The sequence below is a fragment of the Stenotrophomonas sp. C-A genome, assembly GCF_054030835.1.
In genome coordinates this window covers 4563480-4581593 of record NZ_CM132916.1, presented here as the reverse complement: position 1 = coordinate 4581593, position 18114 = coordinate 4563480, and the positions used below count along the sequence as shown (strand labels likewise).

Annotated in this window: 16 protein-coding genes and 1 tRNA gene; 7 read left to right on the top strand and 10 right to left on the bottom strand. The window is 67.6% G+C overall.

Translation table 11 applies throughout. The annotated features are described in order from the left end of the window. Window positions 1-58 precede the first annotated feature (58 nt). On the top strand, window positions 59-961 hold the full coding sequence (locus ACW5IY_RS21240; protein ID WP_049435966.1) for a LysR family transcriptional regulator: 903 nt from the start codon (window positions 59-61) through the stop codon (window positions 959-961). A 102-nt stretch (window positions 962-1063) separates the two neighbouring features. On the opposite strand, the gene ACW5IY_RS21235 is transcribed toward ACW5IY_RS21240, so the two are convergent. Next, window positions 1064-3184: a methyl-accepting chemotaxis protein gene (locus ACW5IY_RS21235; protein WP_049435965.1), complete on the bottom strand. Its 2121-nt coding sequence runs from the start codon at window positions 3182-3184 to the stop codon at window positions 1064-1066. Window positions 3185-3367: 183 nt separating this feature from the next. Between ACW5IY_RS21235 and ACW5IY_RS21230 the strand changes: the two genes are divergently transcribed. Both ACW5IY_RS21230 and ACW5IY_RS21225 read left to right on the top strand, forming a co-directional pair. Continuing rightward, complete coding sequence (locus ACW5IY_RS21230; RefSeq protein ID WP_049435964.1) at window positions 3368-3823, top strand: Rrf2 family transcriptional regulator; 456 nt, start codon at window positions 3368-3370, stop codon at window positions 3821-3823. Then, window positions 3813-4718 (top strand): NAD(P)/FAD-dependent oxidoreductase, encoded by a 906-nt coding sequence (locus ACW5IY_RS21225; protein ID WP_043399517.1) that lies wholly within the window; start codon window positions 3813-3815, stop codon window positions 4716-4718. The genes ACW5IY_RS21230 and ACW5IY_RS21225 overlap by 11 nt, the downstream gene beginning before the upstream one ends. 43 nt (window positions 4719-4761) lie before the next feature. Here ACW5IY_RS21225 and ACW5IY_RS21220 read toward each other — a convergent pair whose 3' ends face one another. The 4 genes from ACW5IY_RS21220 to ACW5IY_RS21205 all read right to left on the bottom strand — a co-directional run bounded on the left by ACW5IY_RS21220 (window position 4762) and on the right by ACW5IY_RS21205 (window position 9194). Next, a complete protein-coding gene (locus tag ACW5IY_RS21220) occupies window positions 4762-5982 on the bottom strand; it encodes an RtcB family protein (RefSeq protein ID WP_043399516.1) in 1221 nt (406 codons plus the stop codon). Between the two features lie 56 nt (window positions 5983-6038). Continuing rightward, window positions 6039-7163 carry a slipin family protein gene (locus ACW5IY_RS21215; RefSeq protein WP_049435963.1) on the bottom strand — a complete coding sequence of 375 codons (1125 nt, stop codon included), beginning with the start codon at window positions 7161-7163 and terminating at the stop codon, window positions 6039-6041. Window positions 7164-7520: 357 nt separating this feature from the next. Continuing rightward, window positions 7521-7592 (bottom strand) — tRNA-Thr (locus ACW5IY_RS21210). A 645-nt stretch (window positions 7593-8237) separates the two neighbouring features. After that, a complete protein-coding gene (locus ACW5IY_RS21205) occupies window positions 8238-9194 on the bottom strand; it encodes an aldo/keto reductase (RefSeq protein WP_049435962.1) in 957 nt (318 codons plus the stop codon). A 169-nt stretch (window positions 9195-9363) separates the two neighbouring features. Between ACW5IY_RS21205 and ACW5IY_RS21200 the strand changes: the two genes are divergently transcribed. From ACW5IY_RS21200 to ACW5IY_RS21190, 3 genes are all read left to right on the top strand, one after another. After that, entirely contained in the window at window positions 9364-10221 is an 858-nt protein-coding gene (locus ACW5IY_RS21200; RefSeq protein WP_049435961.1) for a class I SAM-dependent methyltransferase, read from the top strand. A gap of 135 nt (window positions 10222-10356) precedes the next feature. Beyond that, window positions 10357-10617, top strand: coding sequence for a hypothetical protein (locus tag ACW5IY_RS21195; protein ID WP_049435959.1), 261 nt, complete (start codon window positions 10357-10359; stop codon window positions 10615-10617). An 88-nt stretch (window positions 10618-10705) separates the two neighbouring features. Beyond that, window positions 10706-11245 carry a pseudouridine synthase gene (locus ACW5IY_RS21190; protein ID WP_026347220.1) on the top strand — a complete coding sequence of 180 codons (540 nt, stop codon included), beginning with the start codon at window positions 10706-10708 and terminating at the stop codon, window positions 11243-11245. Window positions 11246-11305: 60 nt separating this feature from the next. Here the strand turns inward: ACW5IY_RS21190 and ACW5IY_RS21185 are convergent, their stop codons facing one another. Together ACW5IY_RS21185 and hrpB are read right to left on the bottom strand one after the other, a co-directional pair. Then, window positions 11306-11680 carry a hypothetical protein gene (locus tag ACW5IY_RS21185; protein ID WP_019336760.1) on the bottom strand — a complete coding sequence of 125 codons (375 nt, stop codon included), beginning with the start codon at window positions 11678-11680 and terminating at the stop codon, window positions 11306-11308. A 145-nt stretch (window positions 11681-11825) separates the two neighbouring features. Next, entirely contained in the window at window positions 11826-14330 is a 2505-nt protein-coding gene (gene hrpB, locus ACW5IY_RS21180; protein ID WP_049435958.1) for an ATP-dependent helicase HrpB, read from the bottom strand. 67 nt (window positions 14331-14397) lie between these two features. Between hrpB and ACW5IY_RS21175 the strand changes: the two genes are divergently transcribed. After that, complete coding sequence (locus tag ACW5IY_RS21175; RefSeq protein ID WP_049436061.1) at window positions 14398-15195, top strand: TatD family hydrolase; 798 nt, start codon at window positions 14398-14400, stop codon at window positions 15193-15195. A 78-nt stretch (window positions 15196-15273) separates the two neighbouring features. On the opposite strand, the gene ACW5IY_RS21170 is transcribed toward ACW5IY_RS21175, so the two are convergent. The 3 genes from ACW5IY_RS21170 to ACW5IY_RS21160 form a co-directional block, all read right to left on the bottom strand. Then, window positions 15274-16200 carry an NAD-dependent epimerase/dehydratase family protein gene (locus tag ACW5IY_RS21170; protein WP_049435957.1) on the bottom strand — a complete coding sequence of 309 codons (927 nt, stop codon included), beginning with the start codon at window positions 16198-16200 and terminating at the stop codon, window positions 15274-15276. Then, window positions 16197-17135 (bottom strand): 2-dehydropantoate 2-reductase, encoded by a 939-nt coding sequence (gene panE, locus ACW5IY_RS21165; RefSeq protein ID WP_049435955.1) that lies wholly within the window; start codon window positions 17133-17135, stop codon window positions 16197-16199. The genes ACW5IY_RS21170 and panE overlap by 4 nt, the downstream gene beginning before the upstream one ends. Window positions 17136-17306: 171 nt before the next feature. After that, complete coding sequence (locus ACW5IY_RS21160; RefSeq protein ID WP_049435953.1) at window positions 17307-18074, bottom strand: hypothetical protein; 768 nt, start codon at window positions 18072-18074, stop codon at window positions 17307-17309. Window positions 18075-18114 lie beyond the last annotated feature (40 nt).

Genomic DNA, 18114 nt, shown 5'->3' with positions numbered 1-18114 from the left:
TTGCCGAAAAACCGGTCTTCACGCCAATCACTATTGCCGTTCAGTCAATAATGGCGGGATGAAGACCACTCTCGACGAAATGCAGGCCTTCCTCGCGGTGATCGACAGCGGGTCGATCAGTGCCGCTGCCGAGCAGCTGGGGCAGACGCCCTCGGGCGTGAGCCGTGCGCTGGGGCGGCTGGAGGACAAGCTGGGGATCACCCTGCTGACCCGCACCACCCGCCGCCTGCACCTGACTGCCGAGGGCGAGGTGTTCCTGCGCCATGCACGGGCGATCATCGATGCGGTGGAATCGGCCGAGGAACAGATGGCGGCGCGCCGCGAGCGTCCGGCAGGGCGCCTGCGCGTGGATGCGGCGATGCCGTTCGTGCTGCACGTGATCGCGCCGCTGGTGAGCGGCTATCGTGCGCGCTACCCGGAAGTGCAGCTGGAGTTGAACAGCTCCGACCGCTACATCGACCTGCTGGAGCGGCGCACCGATCTGGCGATCCGGATCGGGCCACTGGCCGACTCCACGTTGCATGCGCGGCCGCTGGGGCGGTGCCAGCTGCGGCTGGTGGCCAGCCCGGCCTACCTGGCTGCACACGGCGAACCGGCTAGCGTCGCCGCGCTGGGCCAGCACACGCTGCTCAGCTTCAACGAGCCGGAGTCACTCAACCGCTGGCCGTTGCCGGGCGATTCCGATGGCCTGCTGCGGGTGCATCCGGATATCGCGGTGTCCAGTGGCGAGACACTGCGCCGCCTGGCGGTGGAAGGTGTCGGCATCACCTGCCTGTCCGACTTCGTCACCGATCGCGACCGCGCTGCTGGCACGCTGGTGCCGGTGCTGGCGGCGCAGACGCTGGATGTGTACCAGCCGATCCACGCGGTGTATTACCGCAACACGGCGGTGTCGGCGCGGATCAGCTCGTTCCTGGATTACCTGGGTGAAGCGATGGCGCAGAGCGGTTACCTGCGCTGATCGGATTCGGGTGGGTGCGGACCGTTGGTCCGCACTGCTCCTGCCATCGCCCGACCAACGGTCGGGCGCTACCCATCTGACGCTGGCCGGCAACCGGACCAATCAGGCCGCGCGCGCCAACCCGCCCTTCGCATCCGCCGTGGTCGACAGATCGAACACATCCACCGCCTCGATCAACCGGTTCGCCTGCTGTTCCAGGCTGCGTGCCGCGGCGCTGGCTTCCTCCACCAGCGCGGCATTCTGCTGGGTGGTGCCGTCCATCTGGATCACGGTCTGGCTGACCTGTTCGATGCCCGCGCTCTGTTCCTGCGAGGCGGCGGAAATCTCGGCCATGATGTCGGTCACGCGCTGCACCGAGGCCACGATCTCGGCCATGGTGTCACCGGCCTCACGCACGCGCTGTGCACCGTGCCCCACCTGTTCCACCGAGGCTTCGATCAGCGACTTGATCTCCTTCGCGGCTGCCGCCGAACGCTGCGCCAGCGTGCGGACCTCGCTGGCAACCACCGCGAAGCCACGGCCCTGCTCGCCGGCACGCGCGGCTTCCACCGCAGCGTTCAGCGCCAGGATGTTGGTCTGGAAGGCGATGCCATCGATCACGCTGATGATCTCGGCGATCTGCCGTGAAGAGGTTTCGATCGCGCCCATCGTCGTCACCACCTGGCCGACCACGCTGCCGCCGTGAGAGGCAACGGTGTGCGCGCCGATCGCGAGCTGGTTGGCCTGGCGCGCGTGTTCGGCGTTCTGGCGCACGGTGGAGGTCAGTTCCTCCATCGATGCCGCCGTCTCTTCCAGGTTGGCGGCCTGCTGTTCGGTGCGGCGCGACAGATCATTGTTGCCGGCGGCGATCTCCGCCGCCGCCGTGTGGATGTTGCCGGAGGCGTGCTTGATGTCGGTGACGATGGTCGCCAGTTGTGCGGCGGTGGTGTTGGCGTCACCGGCGATACGCGCGAACACGCCCTGGAAATCACCGTGCATGCGCGCGCCGAGACGGCCATCGGCAATCGCACGCAACATGCTGGAGACCTCGCCCAGGTTCAGTTCAGTGGTCTGCATCAGGCGGTTCAAACCGTCGACCATCGCGCGGAAATCATGCTCGAAACGAGCGCTGTCGCCGCGCTGGCTGAAGTCACCGGCGGCCGCCGCTTCGGCCAGGCGGCGGATCTCGCCGTTGATCACACCGAGATTGGCCTTGGCCGTATCCAATGCGTTGGTGATCACGGCCTTCTCGCCGGGCAGGCGTTCCATGTCCTGGCTGAGGTCGCCGACGGCATAGCGGCCCATGATCGCGATCGCGCGCAGCTTCACCTGGATGTGCGCATCGACCAGCGCGTTGCTGTCGGCCACCATCGTGCCGAACGCGCCGGGGAAGGCGCTGGCGTCCATGCGGTGGCTGATGGTGCCGGCCTCATGCGCCTGCGCCATCGCGGCCTGTGCATCCAGCACGCCGCGCAGTGTCGACTGCACCGCCTGCATGGCCTGCGCGAGGCGGCCGATCTCGTCGCGGCTGTGCACCTGCACCACGTGTTGCAGGTCGCCGGCAGCCACTGCACGTGCAGCGGCTTCCACCGCCAGTACCGGCTGCACCACCGCGCGCCGCAGCCACCAGGCCAGGCCCATCAGCAGCAGCACCGCGGCCAGCACGGTCAGCGCCGCGCACAGCAACAACGTCTGCCGTGCCTGCTGAGAACGCGCGGCCACCGCTGCTTCGGCCACCTGCGTGGCGTGCGTGCTCAGCGCATCCAGTGCCGTCGCCACCGGGCGATCCTTGCCGCGCACGAGGTTGTCGCCGGCGGCGGGGTCGTAGCCGGCCTCTGCAAATGCCTGCAGGGCAGCGTGATAGTCCTTCTGCAGCTGCGCATGCAGGCCGATGAAGGCCTGTGCCAGATCACGCGTGCGCGCGTCCGCGCTGGCCAGCAGGCCCTTGGCCAGCTGCTCGACCAGGCGGCCCTCGCTGTCGAAGGCATCCAGATGGCGCTGGCGCAGCGCATCGTCGCGGCCGCGCAGCAATACGTTCTTCCATTCCTGCACCTGGCCGCGGAACTCGCGTTGCAGGCGTTCTGCATCGCGGCTGTGCGCGACTTCGGGTGGAACCTCGGTGGACAGCTTCAACCAGGCGGAGGCCAGGCCCGCCAGTGCGCAGAGCAGGACCACGGCCAGACCAACGGAAACCGCGCCGAGCAGCTTGGACTGCAGGCGCGGAGCACGGACAGACGCTTTCATGGAAGGGACTCTCGGGAAGGGGCAATGCGGTATCGACCCGTGCCCTGCGCGTCTGAAGTGCGACAACGATCACATTCGCGTTCTGTTTAGAGATGTGAAGGAGATGTTTCACGGGACAAATGTGTCCATATGGAACGAATACGGACTCTCGACAGGTGGTTTAAATGTAACTATTGTTGTTACATGAAATCAGCAAACCCGCTTTCCGACGCCCTGCACGTGATGGCGCATCTGGTGGGCCACGCTGCCCCGCGTACGTCCGAGCAGCTGGCGTCGTGCCTGCCGACGCATCCGGTGGTGATCCGTCGCCTGCTGGCACAGCTGCACAAGGCCGGCCTGGTGCGCAGCACCCGCGGCCACGGCGGCGGCAGCCTGCTGGCACGCGATGCGGCAACGATCACCCTGCATGACATCTATCTGGCCGTGGGCGCACCACCGCTGGTGCAGGTCGGCGCCCGCGTTTCCGGCGGCGGCTGCCCGATCCAGCAGCTGGTCAACAGCGCCCTGCTCGAAGGGGCGCGCGAAGCACAGCGCCTTCTCGAACAGCGGCTGCAGGCGACCACGCTGGACCAGCTCGGCGCCGACTTCGCCCGCCATCTCGCCCATCACCGTTCCTTGGAAGGTCACCATGAATCCTGATGTGCTCATCGTCGGCGGCAGCTATGCCGGCATTGCCGCCGGCCTGATCCTCGCCCGCGCCCGTCGCCCGGTCACCGTCATCGATGCCGGTTCACCGCGCAACCGTTTCGCCGGCCATTCGCACGGCGTGCTGGGGCTGGATGGCATCAGCGGGGCCGAGCTGCTGAAGACCGCGCGACAGCAGCTGCTGGACTACCCCAGCGTACGCTGGCTGCACGCCGAGGCCGTGCAGGCATCCGCCACCGCCGAAGGCGTGGAAGTGCATACCGCCGATGGCCAGGTCCTGGCCGCGCGCAAGCTGCTGCTGGCCAGCGGTATTGCCGACCAGTTGCCGGCGTTGCCGGGCCTGGCCGAGCGCTGGGGCAGCACCGTGCTGCATTGCCCGTACTGCCATGGCTATGAAGTGGGTGGTGGTGCCATCGGCCTGCTCGGCGGCCATCCGATGTCCGCCAGCAAGGCGCCGCTGTTCGCCGACTGGGGCAATGTCACGTTCTTCAGCCAGGGCCTGCCGATCACCGATGAGGAACGGGCCGCCATGCAGCAGCGCGGCGTGCAGATTGAGACCTCGCCGGTGCTGGGCGTGCAGGGCGACCAGCCGACCTGGCTGGAAGTGGAGCTGGCCGACGGCCGCCGCATCGCCCAGCGTGCGTTGTTCGTGCCGGCCACCCAGGCGATGGCCACGCCATTGGTACAGCAACTGGGCTGCACATTGGTCGAGAGCCCGCTGGGCGTGCTGATCGAGGTTGACATGATGAAGCAGACCTCGGTGCCGAATGTGTATGCCGCGGGCGATGCAACCACGGTTGGCAACATCACGCTGGCCGCTGCCGAGGGCGTGCGCGCGGGCATTGGCGTGCATCATGCGCTGGTGGCCGAGGACAGCGTGCCGCGCTGACCACCTGCTCTGGTAGATGCCGACCTTGGTCGGCACCGTTCCATTACCCCTTCACGCACAGCACCTGCCGCAAGGTGTGCACCACGTCGACCAGGTCCAGCTGCGCGGCCATCACATCGTCGATCGACTTGTACGCGGCCGGTGACTCGTCCAGCACGCCGCTGTCCTTGCGGCATTCCACGTGCGCGGTGGCCTCGCGGTGCTGGGCCAGCGTGATCTGCTGGCGCGCCGTGCCACGGCTCATCGCCCGGCCGGCACCGTGGCTGCAGCTGTGGAAGCTGTCCGCGTTGCCCTTGCCGCGCACGATGTAGCTGCGCGTGCCCATGCTGCCGGGAATGATGCCCAGCTCGCCCTCACGCGCGCTGACGGCGCCCTTGCGTGTCACCAGCAGCTCCTGGCCGTGATGCGTTTCCCTCTGCACGTAGTTGTGGTGGCAGTTCACCGCCATCGCCGCCAGTTGGAACTTCGGCAGCCGGTGGCGCATTTCGGCCAGCACGCGCGACATCATCGCCTCGCGGTTCTGCCGGGCGTAGTCCTGCGCCCACGACACCGCTTCAACGTAGTCATCGAACAGCGGCTCGCCTTCCATGAAGAACGCCAGGTCCTTGTCCGGCAGGTGGAAGCCGAGCACGCGGCGGGCCAGTTCCTCGCGCGCCTTCTCGATGAAGTAGGTGCCGATCAGGTTGCCGGTGCCGCGCGAGCCGCTGTGCAGCATCACCCACACCGTATCCGTCTCGTCCAGGCACAGTTCGATGAAGTGGTTGCCGCCGCCCAGCGTACCCAGCTGGCGGTCCAGCTTGTCGGTGCGGATCCGGCGGTGCTTGTCCTTGATCTTCTCCAGGCCGTCGGCCAGCCCCGACTGCACCAACCGGGTGTGGATGCTGTCGGGCATGCGGTGATGCTCGCCGCCGCGCCCGTTGCCGACCGGGATGCTGCGCTCGATGCTGCTGCGCAGTTGCCGCAGGTCATCGGGCAGGTCGTTGGCGCGCAGCGTGGTACGCACCGCCGCCATGCCGCAGCCGATGTCGACGCCGACCGCGGCCGGAATGATCGCGCCACGGGTCGGAATCACCGAGCCCACGGTCGCGCCCTTGCCCAGGTGCACGTCCGGCATCACCGCCACCCACGGCCCGACGAACGGGATCGCGGCGATGTTGCGCAGCTGCTCGTGGGCCTGCGCTTCCAGCGGCACACCGTTGACCCAGCCCTTGATCGGCGTGGTGCCCTCGGCGTGCAGCCATTGATAGTTCTGTTGAGTGTCCATGTCTTCGTCTATGTCCTTGATGGGCCGGTGGCGCGTCCCTGCGCCACCGCTACCCCCTACCTGATCGTCACCAGCTGCTTCAGCACGCCATCCAGCCCGCCGAACACGGTGAGCGTGTCGATCTTCTCGGTGACCTTCTCCAGCGCCTCCAGCTCCTTCAAGCGCATCAGCACCGGGTTGTCCTCGATCAGCTTTGCGGTGTTGAGCTGCGAACGCGTGGCGTTGGCCTCCTCGCGGCGACGGATCACGCTGGCCTGGGCCTGCTTCTCGGCCAGCACCACGCCATTGAGGATCTCCTTCATCTCGCCCGGCAGGATCACGTCCTTGATGCCGACGCCGAGCAGGCGCACACCGTGGCCCTCGATCGCGGCCTGCACATGGGCGGCGATCTCGCCGTCCAGCGCCGCCTTGTCACCGAGCAGCTCGTCCAGGCTGCGTGCGGCGATCGCCTGGCGCAGGCCAAACTGCAGCTGCCGATAGATGAACTCATCGGCATTGCTGAGCGTGCGGTGTGCACGCACCGGGTCGACCACCTGCACGGTCGCGGCCAGGTTCACCCGCAGGGTCACCTTGTCGCGGCTGAGCAGTTCCTGGCCGGACACGTCCAGCGAACGCGCACGCAGCTCCACGCGCTCCACCGACACGTTGCCGTTGAAGTTCCAGAACGCGTGCAGGCCGGCGTCCAGCGTCTGCCGCAGCGTGCCATCGATGAACAGCAGGCCGACCGACTCGCTCGGCACGGTGCTGATCACCGCGACACGCGGCAGCATGCCCAGCTGGCCCAGGCGCTGCTGCACGTCCAGCGGGATGCGCGGCTCGTCACCCAGCGCCATCACGCGGACCTGGGTGTCGACCGAACCGCGCCAGTACAGACGGCGGCTGCCCGGCGGCAGGACCTCGTCGATGCGGCCGTTGCGCAGCAACAGGCCGACCTCGCCGGCGCCGACGTTGGCCAGTACGAAGTGCGTGTCCAGCTGTGCGCCCAGCGCTTCGATCAGGCTGTCCTGGTCGCTGCCGGTGTAGGCCGCGCCCTTCGATGCGTTGTGGATGTCCACGTGCGGCCGGCCGCCGAACGGCGACAGGCGGTGCACGCCCGGCAGCAGGATCTGCTGGAAACGACGGTTGCGATACACCAGGCCGCGCTCGCCGTCGCCGATCACGACCTTGATGGTCCAGAACATGGGAGTCTCTCCTTGTATGGCTCTGGTGGTTCGACCCGATGCGGATGAATCACCATGACCCGGGTCGATCAGGTCGTGGCGAGGCCGCCTGCACACCACGTGCAGGCAGCGGAAGAGGGCGGCCATCGGCCGACGGTCCGCGCGCGGAGCCTTCGGTGCGTCATCACCCTTGCGGCCATCGCTGCCGGCAGACAGCACCGGAGCAGAGTGGGGCAGGTAGTGGTGACAGGCCGAGGCCCGGCGTGCGGTCCGTTGCCTTCCACGTTCCTGCCCGAAGGCAATGACGGTGGACGGCGACGATGGCCGCTGGGGCTTGCGCCCCGGGTGTTGCTTCAAGTCATGACGTGACAGGTCATGTGGTTGGAGTGGGAATCGAACCCACGACAGACGGATTACGGATCCGTTGCTCTGACCAAGCTGAGCTATCCAGTTGGGGACCGCGCGGAATCGAACCGCGTACCGGCGAACCGGTGCCTGCCTCCAGCAGGCGATCCAGGCGATGGCATGTCCGCGACCTCCGGCATACGCCACGGCAACGCCGCGCGCACCAGCCCGTGGTGGAAACGGGACCGTTGGAGAATCGAAGGTGCAGGCCACCGACATTATCGGCGAGCGATAATGTTTGGGTGCGATGCAGATAATGTCCAGGTGTTGCCATGCACGCGGAGAAAATCCTCCGGTGTGGCGAAGAAACCTGGGTCAGTGAGCGGCGGGTTGCCGCGCGGGGTGCAGTTCTGGCATCGCGGGTCCTTGTGCCGACGCAAACGAAAACGCCCCCGGGACGTGCGTTCCGAGGGCGTCGTCAGGCCTCGGAGATCGGGGTGGCCGATCTCCGCAGGGCGGGTATCAGGCCGTTGTCAGCTGGTCTTCCTTGCCGAACGCGCGCGCCAGCCCGTCCATGCGCAGGCATGGCAGCAGTTTGGCGGTGGCGACGGAATGCGCGTTCAAGGGAGTTTTCCAGTGGTTGTTGAAACGAGGTGCGCACGATAAACCACGATTTAGTCGCGCGCAACTATTTTGTTCAATTATTTTCTTCGCTGTTGTGCAATGCCGGCCAGCGGCCGGCACTACAACTCAGGCTTCCGCGCTGGCGGCATCCAGCTGCGCGACGTCCTGCACGCTCAACGACAGGTTGGCCGCTGCCAGCAGATCGTGCAGCTGCTCGACGCTGGTGGCGCTGACGATCGGCGCGGTGATCGACGGCCGTGCGATCTGCCATGCCAGTGCGATCTGTGCGGCGCTGGCGCCGTGCTTGCTGGCCACGTCATCCAGCGCCTGCAGGATGCGCAGGCCGCGCGGGTTCAGATAGCGCTTCACCACCGTCTCGCCACGCGCTGGGCTCTTGGCTGCATCGGCCGGCGTGCGGTACTTGCCGCTGAGGAAGCCACTGGCCAGGGCGTAGTAACCGATCACGCCGATCTGTTCGCGTTGCACCAGCGGTTCCAGTTCCTTCTCGTAGCCGGCGCGGTCGTACAGGTTGTACTCCGGCTGCAGGGTTTCGTAACGCGGCAGCTTGTAGTCGGTGGAGACCTTCAGCGCGTCGGCCAGGCGCGTGGCGCTGTAGTTGGAGGCGCCGATCGCACGCACCTTGCCGGCCTCGATCAGGCGGCCGAATGCCGCAAGCGTCGCCTCCAGTGGCGTCGACTCATCGTCCTCGTGCGCCTGGTACAGGTCGATCACGTCGGTCTGCAGGCGGCGCAACGAATCCTCGACCGCCGCATTGATGTTGTCCGGGGTCAGGCCGGGGCGTTCGGCCCACTTGGCCACCTTGGTCGCCAGCACCACCTTGTCGCGCTTGCCGCTGCGCGCGAACCATTTGCCGATCAGCGTCTCCGATTCGCCGCCGGCATTGCCGGGCACCCAGGCCGAGTACACATCGGCGGTGTCGACCAGATTGAAACCGGCGTCGACGAAGGCATCGAGCAGGGCGAAGCTGGCCTTTTCATCGGCGCTCCAGCCGAACACGTTGCCACCGAAGGCGAGCGGACGTACATGCAGGCCGGAACGGCCCAGTTCGCGGGTTGCCGTCATGGGCACGGACTCCTTGGGGGAAGTGCTCCAGAATAGAACGCGATGTGTGACCGTGCTGCGGCGACGACCACAAAACAGTGTTCCGCGGCGCGCACGCAGCTAACGTTTTGTGAACACCTGGGACGCTGCGACTGCTAGTCTCGCCGCATCTTCCGCTGGAGTCGTCCCGATGATGCCTGCTTCGTCCCTGCGTGGTTGCCGACTGCTGCTTGCTTCGGCCCTGCTTGCTGCTGTTCCTGCGTTCGCCGCACCGGCCACGGTAGCGCCGGCGAAGATCGAGGTCTCGCCGGCCATCGACGCGGCGGTGAAGGCGCCCACCCGCGATGCCAACAACGTCAAGCGCGATGGCTTCCGTCATCCGGCGCAGACGCTGTCGTTCTTCAGGGTGGCTCCGGAAAAGACCGTCATCGAGATCACCCCCGGCAACGGCTGGTACTCGGAGATCCTGGCGCCGCTGCTGCATGACAAGGGCCGATACGTCGCCGCCGTGGTCGACCCGATGGCCGTGCCCGAAGGCCGCGGCCGTGACTACCAGCAGCGCAGCCGCGACAGCCTGGAAAAGAAGTACGCCGGCGCACCGGCGCAGTTCGGCAAGACTGCCGTGGTCGCCTACGATCCGGCCAAGCCGGTGTTCGGCCCGGCCAATTCTGCCGACGTGGTGCTGACCTTCCGCAACGTGCACAACTGGCGCAAGGCCGGCCAGGCGCAGGGCATGTTCCAGGGCTTCTTCAACGTGCTCAAGCCGGGCGGCGTGCTCGGCGTGGTCGAGCATCGCGCCAAGACCGATGTGGCCGACGACGATGACACCGGCTATGTCGGCCAGCAGCAGGTGATCGCGATGGCCGAGGCGGCTGGTTTCAAGCTGGATGCGCGCAGCGAGGTCAACGCCAACCCGCGCGACACCAAGGACCACCCGAACGGCGTCTGGACGCTGCCGCCGACCAACCAGCACGACAAGGCCGACGACGTGAAGTACCAGGCGATCGGCGAGAGCGATCGCATGACCCTGCGCTTCATCAAGCCGTAAGAGGGGTGCCGGGCTGGCGCATGCTGACTCTGTAGAGCCGAGCCCATGCTCGGCTCATCGCGCGTAGCGCGGCGCATGGCTGGTCCCAAGGCCGGCCATGCGCCGGAATTGGATCGTATGCAAGGACATGGATAGTTGAAGAAGATTTTTTACATCGCCGTTGCCGTGCTGGTGCTGGCGCGGCTGATTGATTTCGTGTTCTACGGTGGCCATGCCTACGACCTGGTGGCGACGGTGGGGTTTGCCGTGCTGTTCGCCGGTGCGCTGCTGGAGGAACGTGCGCGTGCCATGAATCCGCCACCGGTCCGCCTGCGGCGCCGGGCCAATGTCATCGCGGCGTGCGGCATCGCACTGGTGCTGGGCTCGTTCCTGCTGGAGTGGAAGGTCTTCGGCTGATCCCGCCGCAGCCTCGGCCAAAGGGGTGCCCGGCGAGCGAGCAGCGCGGCGTGGGACAATGCGCCTTCTGCCGCCCGCCGTGCCCGCAATGCTGATTGCCTTCAACAAGCCCTTCAACGTGCTCTGCCAGTTCACCGACCGCAGCGTGCCGCCGCGGCCGACCCTGGCCGGGTTTGGCCTGCCGCCGCGCGTGTATGCCGCCGGCCGCCTGGACCATGACAGCGAGGGCCTGCTGCTGCTGACCGACAACGGTACGCTGGCGCACAAGCTGACCGACCCCAGACACAAGGCCGACAAGACCTACTGGGTGCAGGTGGAAGGCACGCCCAGCGACGAGCAGCTGCAGCGGCTGCGCGACGGCGTTGAGCTGAACGACGGGCCGACCCTGCCGGCGAAGATCGAGCGCCTCGATCCGGCGCCGTCGCTGTGGACGCGCGATCCGCCGGTACGTTTCCGCAAGACCGTGCCTGACAGCTGGTTGGCGATCACGATCCGCGAGGGCCGCAACCGCCAGGTGCGGCGGATGACCGCGGCGGTGAACCTGCCGACGCTGCGGCTGGTCCGCGTGTCGATGGGACCCTACCGGCTGGACGACCTGCAGCCGGGCCAGTGGCGGCAGATCGGTTGAAATGAAAAGGCCGGAGCCCTTCCTGCGGAAGGACCCCGGCCCTGGCAGCGGCCGACGATCTCAGGCGTCGCTGCCGATATCGCTGTGCTCATCCACCACGGTGTCGTTGCGGCGGTCACGCGCATTGATGCGCTGCGCCTGCCCATTCACCACGTGGCCATTGGCGGCCTTCTTCTTCTGCTGCTTGCGGTACAGCGCATAGCCGAGCAGGCCCACACCGACCGCAGCTGCGGCCACGGCTACTGCCGGATTGCGGCGCACGAACTTGGTCGCGGCCTTGCCGCCGGTCTTCACTGCGCCGATGGCGGCGCCGGTCTTGATCCAGTCCGCATTGCGCAGGCTGCCACCGGCGCTCTTCAGGCCATCGCCGGCGGTGTGGGCCAGCTCCAGGGCGCGCTCCAGAGCGCGGTCGGTGATTACGGTCAGCTTGCTCATGCGGGGGGTCCTTTGCCTCGGGTCGAAGTCCAGTGTCGCGTGTTGCCCGTAAACGGTATGTCAGTCGAGGCCGCACGTGGCGTGACTTTACCGCAGCCATTCAGGATCAGGCAGGGTCCGCAACCGGTCGTGCCGGCAGGGCCGGTCAGGTCCCGCGTGGCTTGGCCCGGTGCGTGGCCGTGGCCGTCCACGGGTCATCCGGCCACGGATGGCGCGGGTAGCGGCCCTTCATCTCCTTTTTCACTTCGGCGTAGGTGTTTTCCCAGAAGTTGCGCAGGTCCTGGGTGACCTGCAGCGGCCGGCCACCGGGCGACAGCAGGTGCAGGGTCAGCGGCACGCGCCCATCGGCGATGCGCGGCGTATCAGCCAGGCCGAACAGTTCCTGCAGCTTCACCGCCAGCACCGGTGGCAACGGCTCGCCACTTTCGCTGTCCAACTCGTAGGTGATCGGCCGCTCCAGTCCGGACGGCACGGTGATGCGGGTCGGTGCATGGCGTTCGACCAGCTGCCGCTGCGACCACTCCAGCGGCGACTTCAGCGCCTCGCCGAAGCTGGACTCGTCCAGCGCATCCAGACGGCTCTTGCCGGCGAACGCGGGCTGCAGCCACTGCGCACGGTTGGCCAGCAGGGCCGCGTCGCTGCAGTCGGGCAGATCCAACTCCGGCATCCAGCGCCGCAGTGATTCCACCCGTGCCTGCCACTGGCGCAGGCCTTCGGTCCATGGCAGCGCCTGCAGGCCGAGCTCGGCCACCGCGTCGGTCAGCGCCTGCGCGGCGTGCTGCGGATCGACCCGGCCGGCCGAGCGGCTGTCCAGTACGATGCGGTCGAAACGGGTCTCGCGCAGGGCCACCAGGGCGCGGCGCTCGCTGTCCCAGCGGACCACATCTTCGGTGACGAAGCGCTCCGGCCACGCCTTGCGCAGCTGGCCTTCGTCCACCGGTGCGGCACGCAGCAGCAGCGCATCGCGTGCCTCGAAGCGAAGCTCGCTGGCGACCAGCCACGGTTCGCCACGCAGGTCGCTCAGTTCGTGCAGGCGCGCGCTGCGACCATTGGCCAGCAGGTAGCGCAATGGATCGCTGGGATGCTGGAAACCGATCCGATCAGGGAAGGCGTGTGCGAGCAGGTCGCCCAGCTCATGGGCCTCGATGCTGGCCGGCGGTGTGGTTTCGCAGCGCAGGCGACGTCGCCACTGCTTGGCGGCCGCATCGATGGCGGCCAGACCGCTGCGGTTGGCGTCACCCGGTGCGCGGCCATTGCGGAACGCGGCCAGTGCGCGCCAGCGTGCCGCCAGCGCGTCACCGCCCTGGCGCAATGGGTCGCGCGCCTCCAGCAGGGCGGCCAGATCAGCGGCGAGCGCCTGCGCACGTGCATCGGACGCCGCCAGCAGCATCGCCGCCATCCGCGGATGCGTGCCCAACGCCAGCACGCGCCGGCCAAGTGCGGTGATCGCGCCACTGCTGGACAGCGCGCCCAATCGCTGCAGCAGTTCGCGTGCCGCGCCCATCGGGCCGGCCGGTGGCGGGTCTAGGAAGCGCAGGTCGCTGCTGCCCCAGGCCGCCAGTTCCAGTGCCAGTCCTGCCAGTTCCACCTGGTCGATCTCGGCGCGGCGCTGCGGTTCCAACCGTTGCGACTGCGGCCACAGGCGCCAGGCCACGCCTTCGGCCACGCGTCCGGCACGGCCGGCACGCTGGTCGGCGGAGGCCTGCGCGATGGCCACCACGTCCAGCCGGGTGAAGCCGCTGTTGGGGTCGTAGCGCGGTTCGCGCGCCTGGCCGCTGTCGATCACCACGCGCACGCCGGGCAGGGTCACCGAGGATTCGGCGACATTGGTGGCCAGCACCACGCGGCGGCGACCATCGCTGGCCACCTGCAGCACGCGCGCCTGCTGCTCCACCGGCAGTTCACCGTGCAGGGCCAGCACTTCGGCGTTGCCGTCCAGCGATTCCTGCAGCCCGGCCTGCACGCGCGCGATTTCGCGCTGGCCGGGCAGGAACACCAGCAGGTCACCGGGGTGTTCGGCCAAGGCCTGCTGCACCGAGCGGCGCACCTGCAGTTCCAGCGCCTCATCGCGGCGCGCCGGGAAATGGCTGATCGCGACCGGGTAGCTGCGGCCCTCGCTGCTCAGCCGCGGCGCGTCGAGGAAGCGTGCCAGGCGCTCGCCATCCAGTGTTGCCGACATCACCACCAGACGCAGGTCATCGCGCAGCTGGGCCTGAACGTCCAGTGCCAGCGCCAGGCCCAGATCGCCACTGAGATGGCGCTCGTGGAACTCGTCGAACAGGATCGCGCCGACTTCTTCCAGCATCGGGTCGTCCTGCAGCATGCGGGTCAGGATGCCTTCGGTGACGACTTCAATGCGCGTGCGCGACGAAACCTTGTTCTCGAAGCGGATGCGGTAGCCGACGGTGCCACCCACCTCTTCACCGAGCTGCCGCGCCATGAACAGCGCGGCGCTGCGTGCGGCCACCCGGCGCGGCTCCAGCAGGATGATCTTCCGGCCCTGCAGCCACGGTGCATCCAGCAGTGCCAGCGGTACCTGGGTGGTCTTGCCGGCGCCGGGCGGGGCTTCCAGCACCAGTCGCGGCTGCGCGGCCAGGTGCTGCTGGATCTGTGGCAGCAGCGGGGAAATCGGGAAGAGCGGGGCGTTCATGTGCAAAGGATAAGGGGCCACGGTGGGCGCAGGTACAATGCGCGGGCACTTTTCCCCCGCGATGACCATGCACCTGATCGATATCGGCGCCAACCTGACCCACGATTCCTTCGACCGCGACCGTGACGCCGTGCTGGACCGCGCGCGCCAGGCCGGCGTGGTGCAGATGGTCATCACCGGCGCCAGCCGCGAGCACTCGCCGTTGGCGGTGCAGCTGGCGCAGCAGCATCCGGGCTTCCTGTACGCAACGGCCGGCGTGCACCCGCATCACGCGGTGGAGTACACCGAGGAATGCGATGCCGAGATGCGCGCGCTGCATGCCCACCCGGAAGTGGTGGCGGTGGGTGAGTGTGGTCTGGACTACTTCCGTGATTTCTCGCCGCGCCCGGCCCAGCACCGTGCCTTCGAGCGCCAGCTGCAGCTGGCGGCAGACAACGGCAAGCCCCTGTTCCTGCACCAGCGCGACGCGCACGCCGATTTCATGGCGCAGATGAAGAACTTCGAAGGGCGCATCGGCCCGGCGGTGGTGCATTGCTTCACCGGCGAACGCGATGAGCTGTTCGACTACCTCGACCAGGACTGGTACATCGGCATCACTGGCTGGCTGTGTGACGAGCGCCGTGGCGCGCACCTGCGCGAACTGGTGAAGAGCATCCCGGCCAACCGCCTGATGATCGAGACCGACGCACCGTACCTGCTGCCGCGCACGCTGAAGCCGATGCCGAAGGACCGCCGCAATGAACCGATGTTCCTCTCGCACATCGTGGAAGAGCTGGCGCGCGACCGTGGCGAGGACGTGGCGGTGACGGCGGCCAATGCCACGGCGGCCACGCGCACGTTCTTCCGCCTGCCCGAGGTGGGTTGATACGTAGAGCCGAGCCCATGCTCGGCTTATCGCGCGCAGCGCGACGGACACGTAGAGCAGCCGAGCATGGGCTCGGCTCTACAAAGGGCTGTCCGGTAGCGCCAGGCCATGCCCGGCGAGCGAAGCGGCCAGCGCCTGCAGTCCTTCCCGATACGTCGGAAACCGCGGTGCCCACCCCAGCGCCGCACGCGTGCCACGGCTGTCGATGCGCTTGTTGCTCTGGTAGAAGCGCTGCAGCGTCGGGCTCAGCGCTGGATCGTCCCAGGCCACGGCCGGCGGCATCGCAAACCCGCCCAGCTGCGCGGCGAGGGCCAGCACATCCTGTGGTGGTGCCGGCTCGTCGTCGCTGGGCAGGTACAGGCCCTGGTGGGTCGGTCGCTGCATCGCCGCGATGATCACTGCCGCAAGATCCTCTACGTGCAGGCGATTGAACACCAGGCCCGGCCGAATCACATGGCGGGCACGGCCCTCGGCCAACTGCAGCAGTGCGTTGCGTCCGGGCCCGTACAGGCCAGGCAGGCGGAACACCGCCGAGGCGATGCCACGTTCTTCTGCAAGTGCACGCCATTGCACTTCGGCACGCAGGCGCTGCACGCCGGGTGCTTCAGTGGTATCGGCTGCGCTGCGCTCGTCAACCCAACCGCCGGCCCGGTCGGCATACACCGACGTGGACGACAGATAGCCCACCCAGCGCAGTGCCGGGCTGGCCTGCAGTGCCGGCAGCAGCAGGCGCAGTGCCGGGTCGCCCTCGGCATCTGGCGGCACGCTGCACAGCACGGCCTCCGCCTGTGCAATCTCATCGAGCAGGGCTGACGACGGTGGCGCGTCGGCGCGCAGCTGATGCCGCAGCCGGCCATCGTCCGGTGCCGACGAGGGGTCGCGCGCGGTGCCGACGACCCGTACGCCCGATGCCTGCAGATGTTGGGCCAGCACGCACCCACTCCAGCCCATGCCAAGGATCAGCACCCGCGTAGGCAGCGCGCTGGCCTGCAACGGGAGGCTCACGCGCCGCGCAGTGCCTGGTAGGCCTGCAGGCTGCTGTACGCCACCTGCAGCAACAGGCCTTCCTGGTCGGCCTTGCGTGCACGCGCCAGCATGTCGCCGACGATCTGTTCGGCTTCCACTTGCTGACCGGCTTCCAGATCGCGCAGCATCGACGCCTTCAGGGCAGATCCGGCCTGGGTCAAGGTGCCGCGTGCGGTGTCCTGCGCGGCATCGGGAATCGGTTCACCGGCGGCTTCTGCCACGGCCAGGCATTCGTCATACAGGCCGCGCACGATCGCCTCGCCATCGTGGGTGGCGACGATGGTGCCGATGTCGGCGCGCAGCAGGCAGGTAGCCGCGGCCAGCGCGGTCAGGAAGGTGTACTTGACCCACTGCTCCTGGCCGATGCGTTCGCTGGCCAGGTGATCAAGATTGGCCTGTGCGCAGGCGGCGGCGAAGGCGCGCACGCGTGCGGAGATCGCGCCGCCATCGCGTTCGCCGAAGGTGAGCTTGGCCGGCTTGCCCAGATGCAGCACGGCGCCATCGGGTGCCTTGGTGGCGCTGATGAAGCACAGGCCGCCGAGCACGGCGTCGCGGCCGAAGCGCAGGTCCAGCGCGTTGTAGTGGTGCAGGCCGTTGAGGATCGGCAGCACGGAGGTGCTCGCGCCCACGGCCGGAGCAATGGCGTCGATCGAGCTGTCCAGGTCGTAGGCCTTGCAGCTGAGGATGACCAGATCGAACGGCTTCCGCGCGGCCAATGCGGGCAGCGCATCGGCGGTGACGTGCTGCACCGGGAAGCTGGCATCGCCGAGTGGGCTGCGGATGACCAGGCCATCGCGGTCCAGCTGTGCGGCGCGCGCGGGGCGTACGAGGAAGGTCACGTCCACGCCGGCCTGGGCCAGGCGACCACCGAAGTAACCGCCGGTACCGCCGGCGCCAAGGATCAGGATGCGCATTGCAGGTTCACCGTGTTCTGGGGGAATCATGAGTCCGATTGTGCCGGAGATTGCGGCCAACGGCGGTGCCCCTCGTGGTGGAAGAAGTACGCGCCTCTGCCAACGTCGCATCCGACGGTCCGAAGGATACCGGTCAGGACGGCCCGCATGACCCACGCTCGGCGGCTCTGCTCAGGACAGCTGTTGGCTGAAGTCTTCGGTGTATCCCAATAGAAGCGTGGTTCGGGTGGCCAGCGTTGCAGCCAGTTGTGACCAGGTTTCGTGTGTTCCGGCAGCGTAGACACGCTGCAGGTCAGCGACCAACGCGTTTGCCTCTGCTGGCGGTGGCGCCCGGTTACGCTGGAAGCCAAGCCACGATGCGCCGAGTCCGAACAGGCGGTAGTCGTAGCGCTCCTGCAGGTGCCGTATCAGGGCGTGGTTCTGGAAGATGTCCCAGTCCGCGCTGAAGTAGCCGTTGGGCAGGGCGGCAATCATCAGGTCATCGCGGTCCACCGGCACCTGCTGCACGCAGACGGTCTCGTCGACGATGAGGTCGGGTGCGGCATTGGCCGCGACCAGCGCCTCGATGTCTGCGTCACTGCACAGCAAGGTACCCGGCAGGGTGGTCCATTCCAGCCGATGAGAGGAATGTTCGAGCTGCGCGACGACATGCGCCAGCAACCGCTCGCGTGCCGCCAACGCATCTTCGGGGGTTGCCGGGTCTTCGTCCTCATACAGTGCGATGCGCTCGTCGTCGGACGCGTGCATGCTGGTGTAACGGCACTGGCCGGCATCGTCGAGCGTGCACAGATAGCGATACCGGGGATCAGCCGTGCGTAGTGATGCCAGGTATTCCAGCATCTCATCCAACGAGGGTGAATCGCCCAGCAGCGCATGGCTGAAGGCATCGATGGGGCCGTCCGACACGGCCTTGTCCAACGGAACGGAAGTGATCTTCATGACCACAGCCTAGCCGCAATCCCGAACGAGAAGAGCGGAG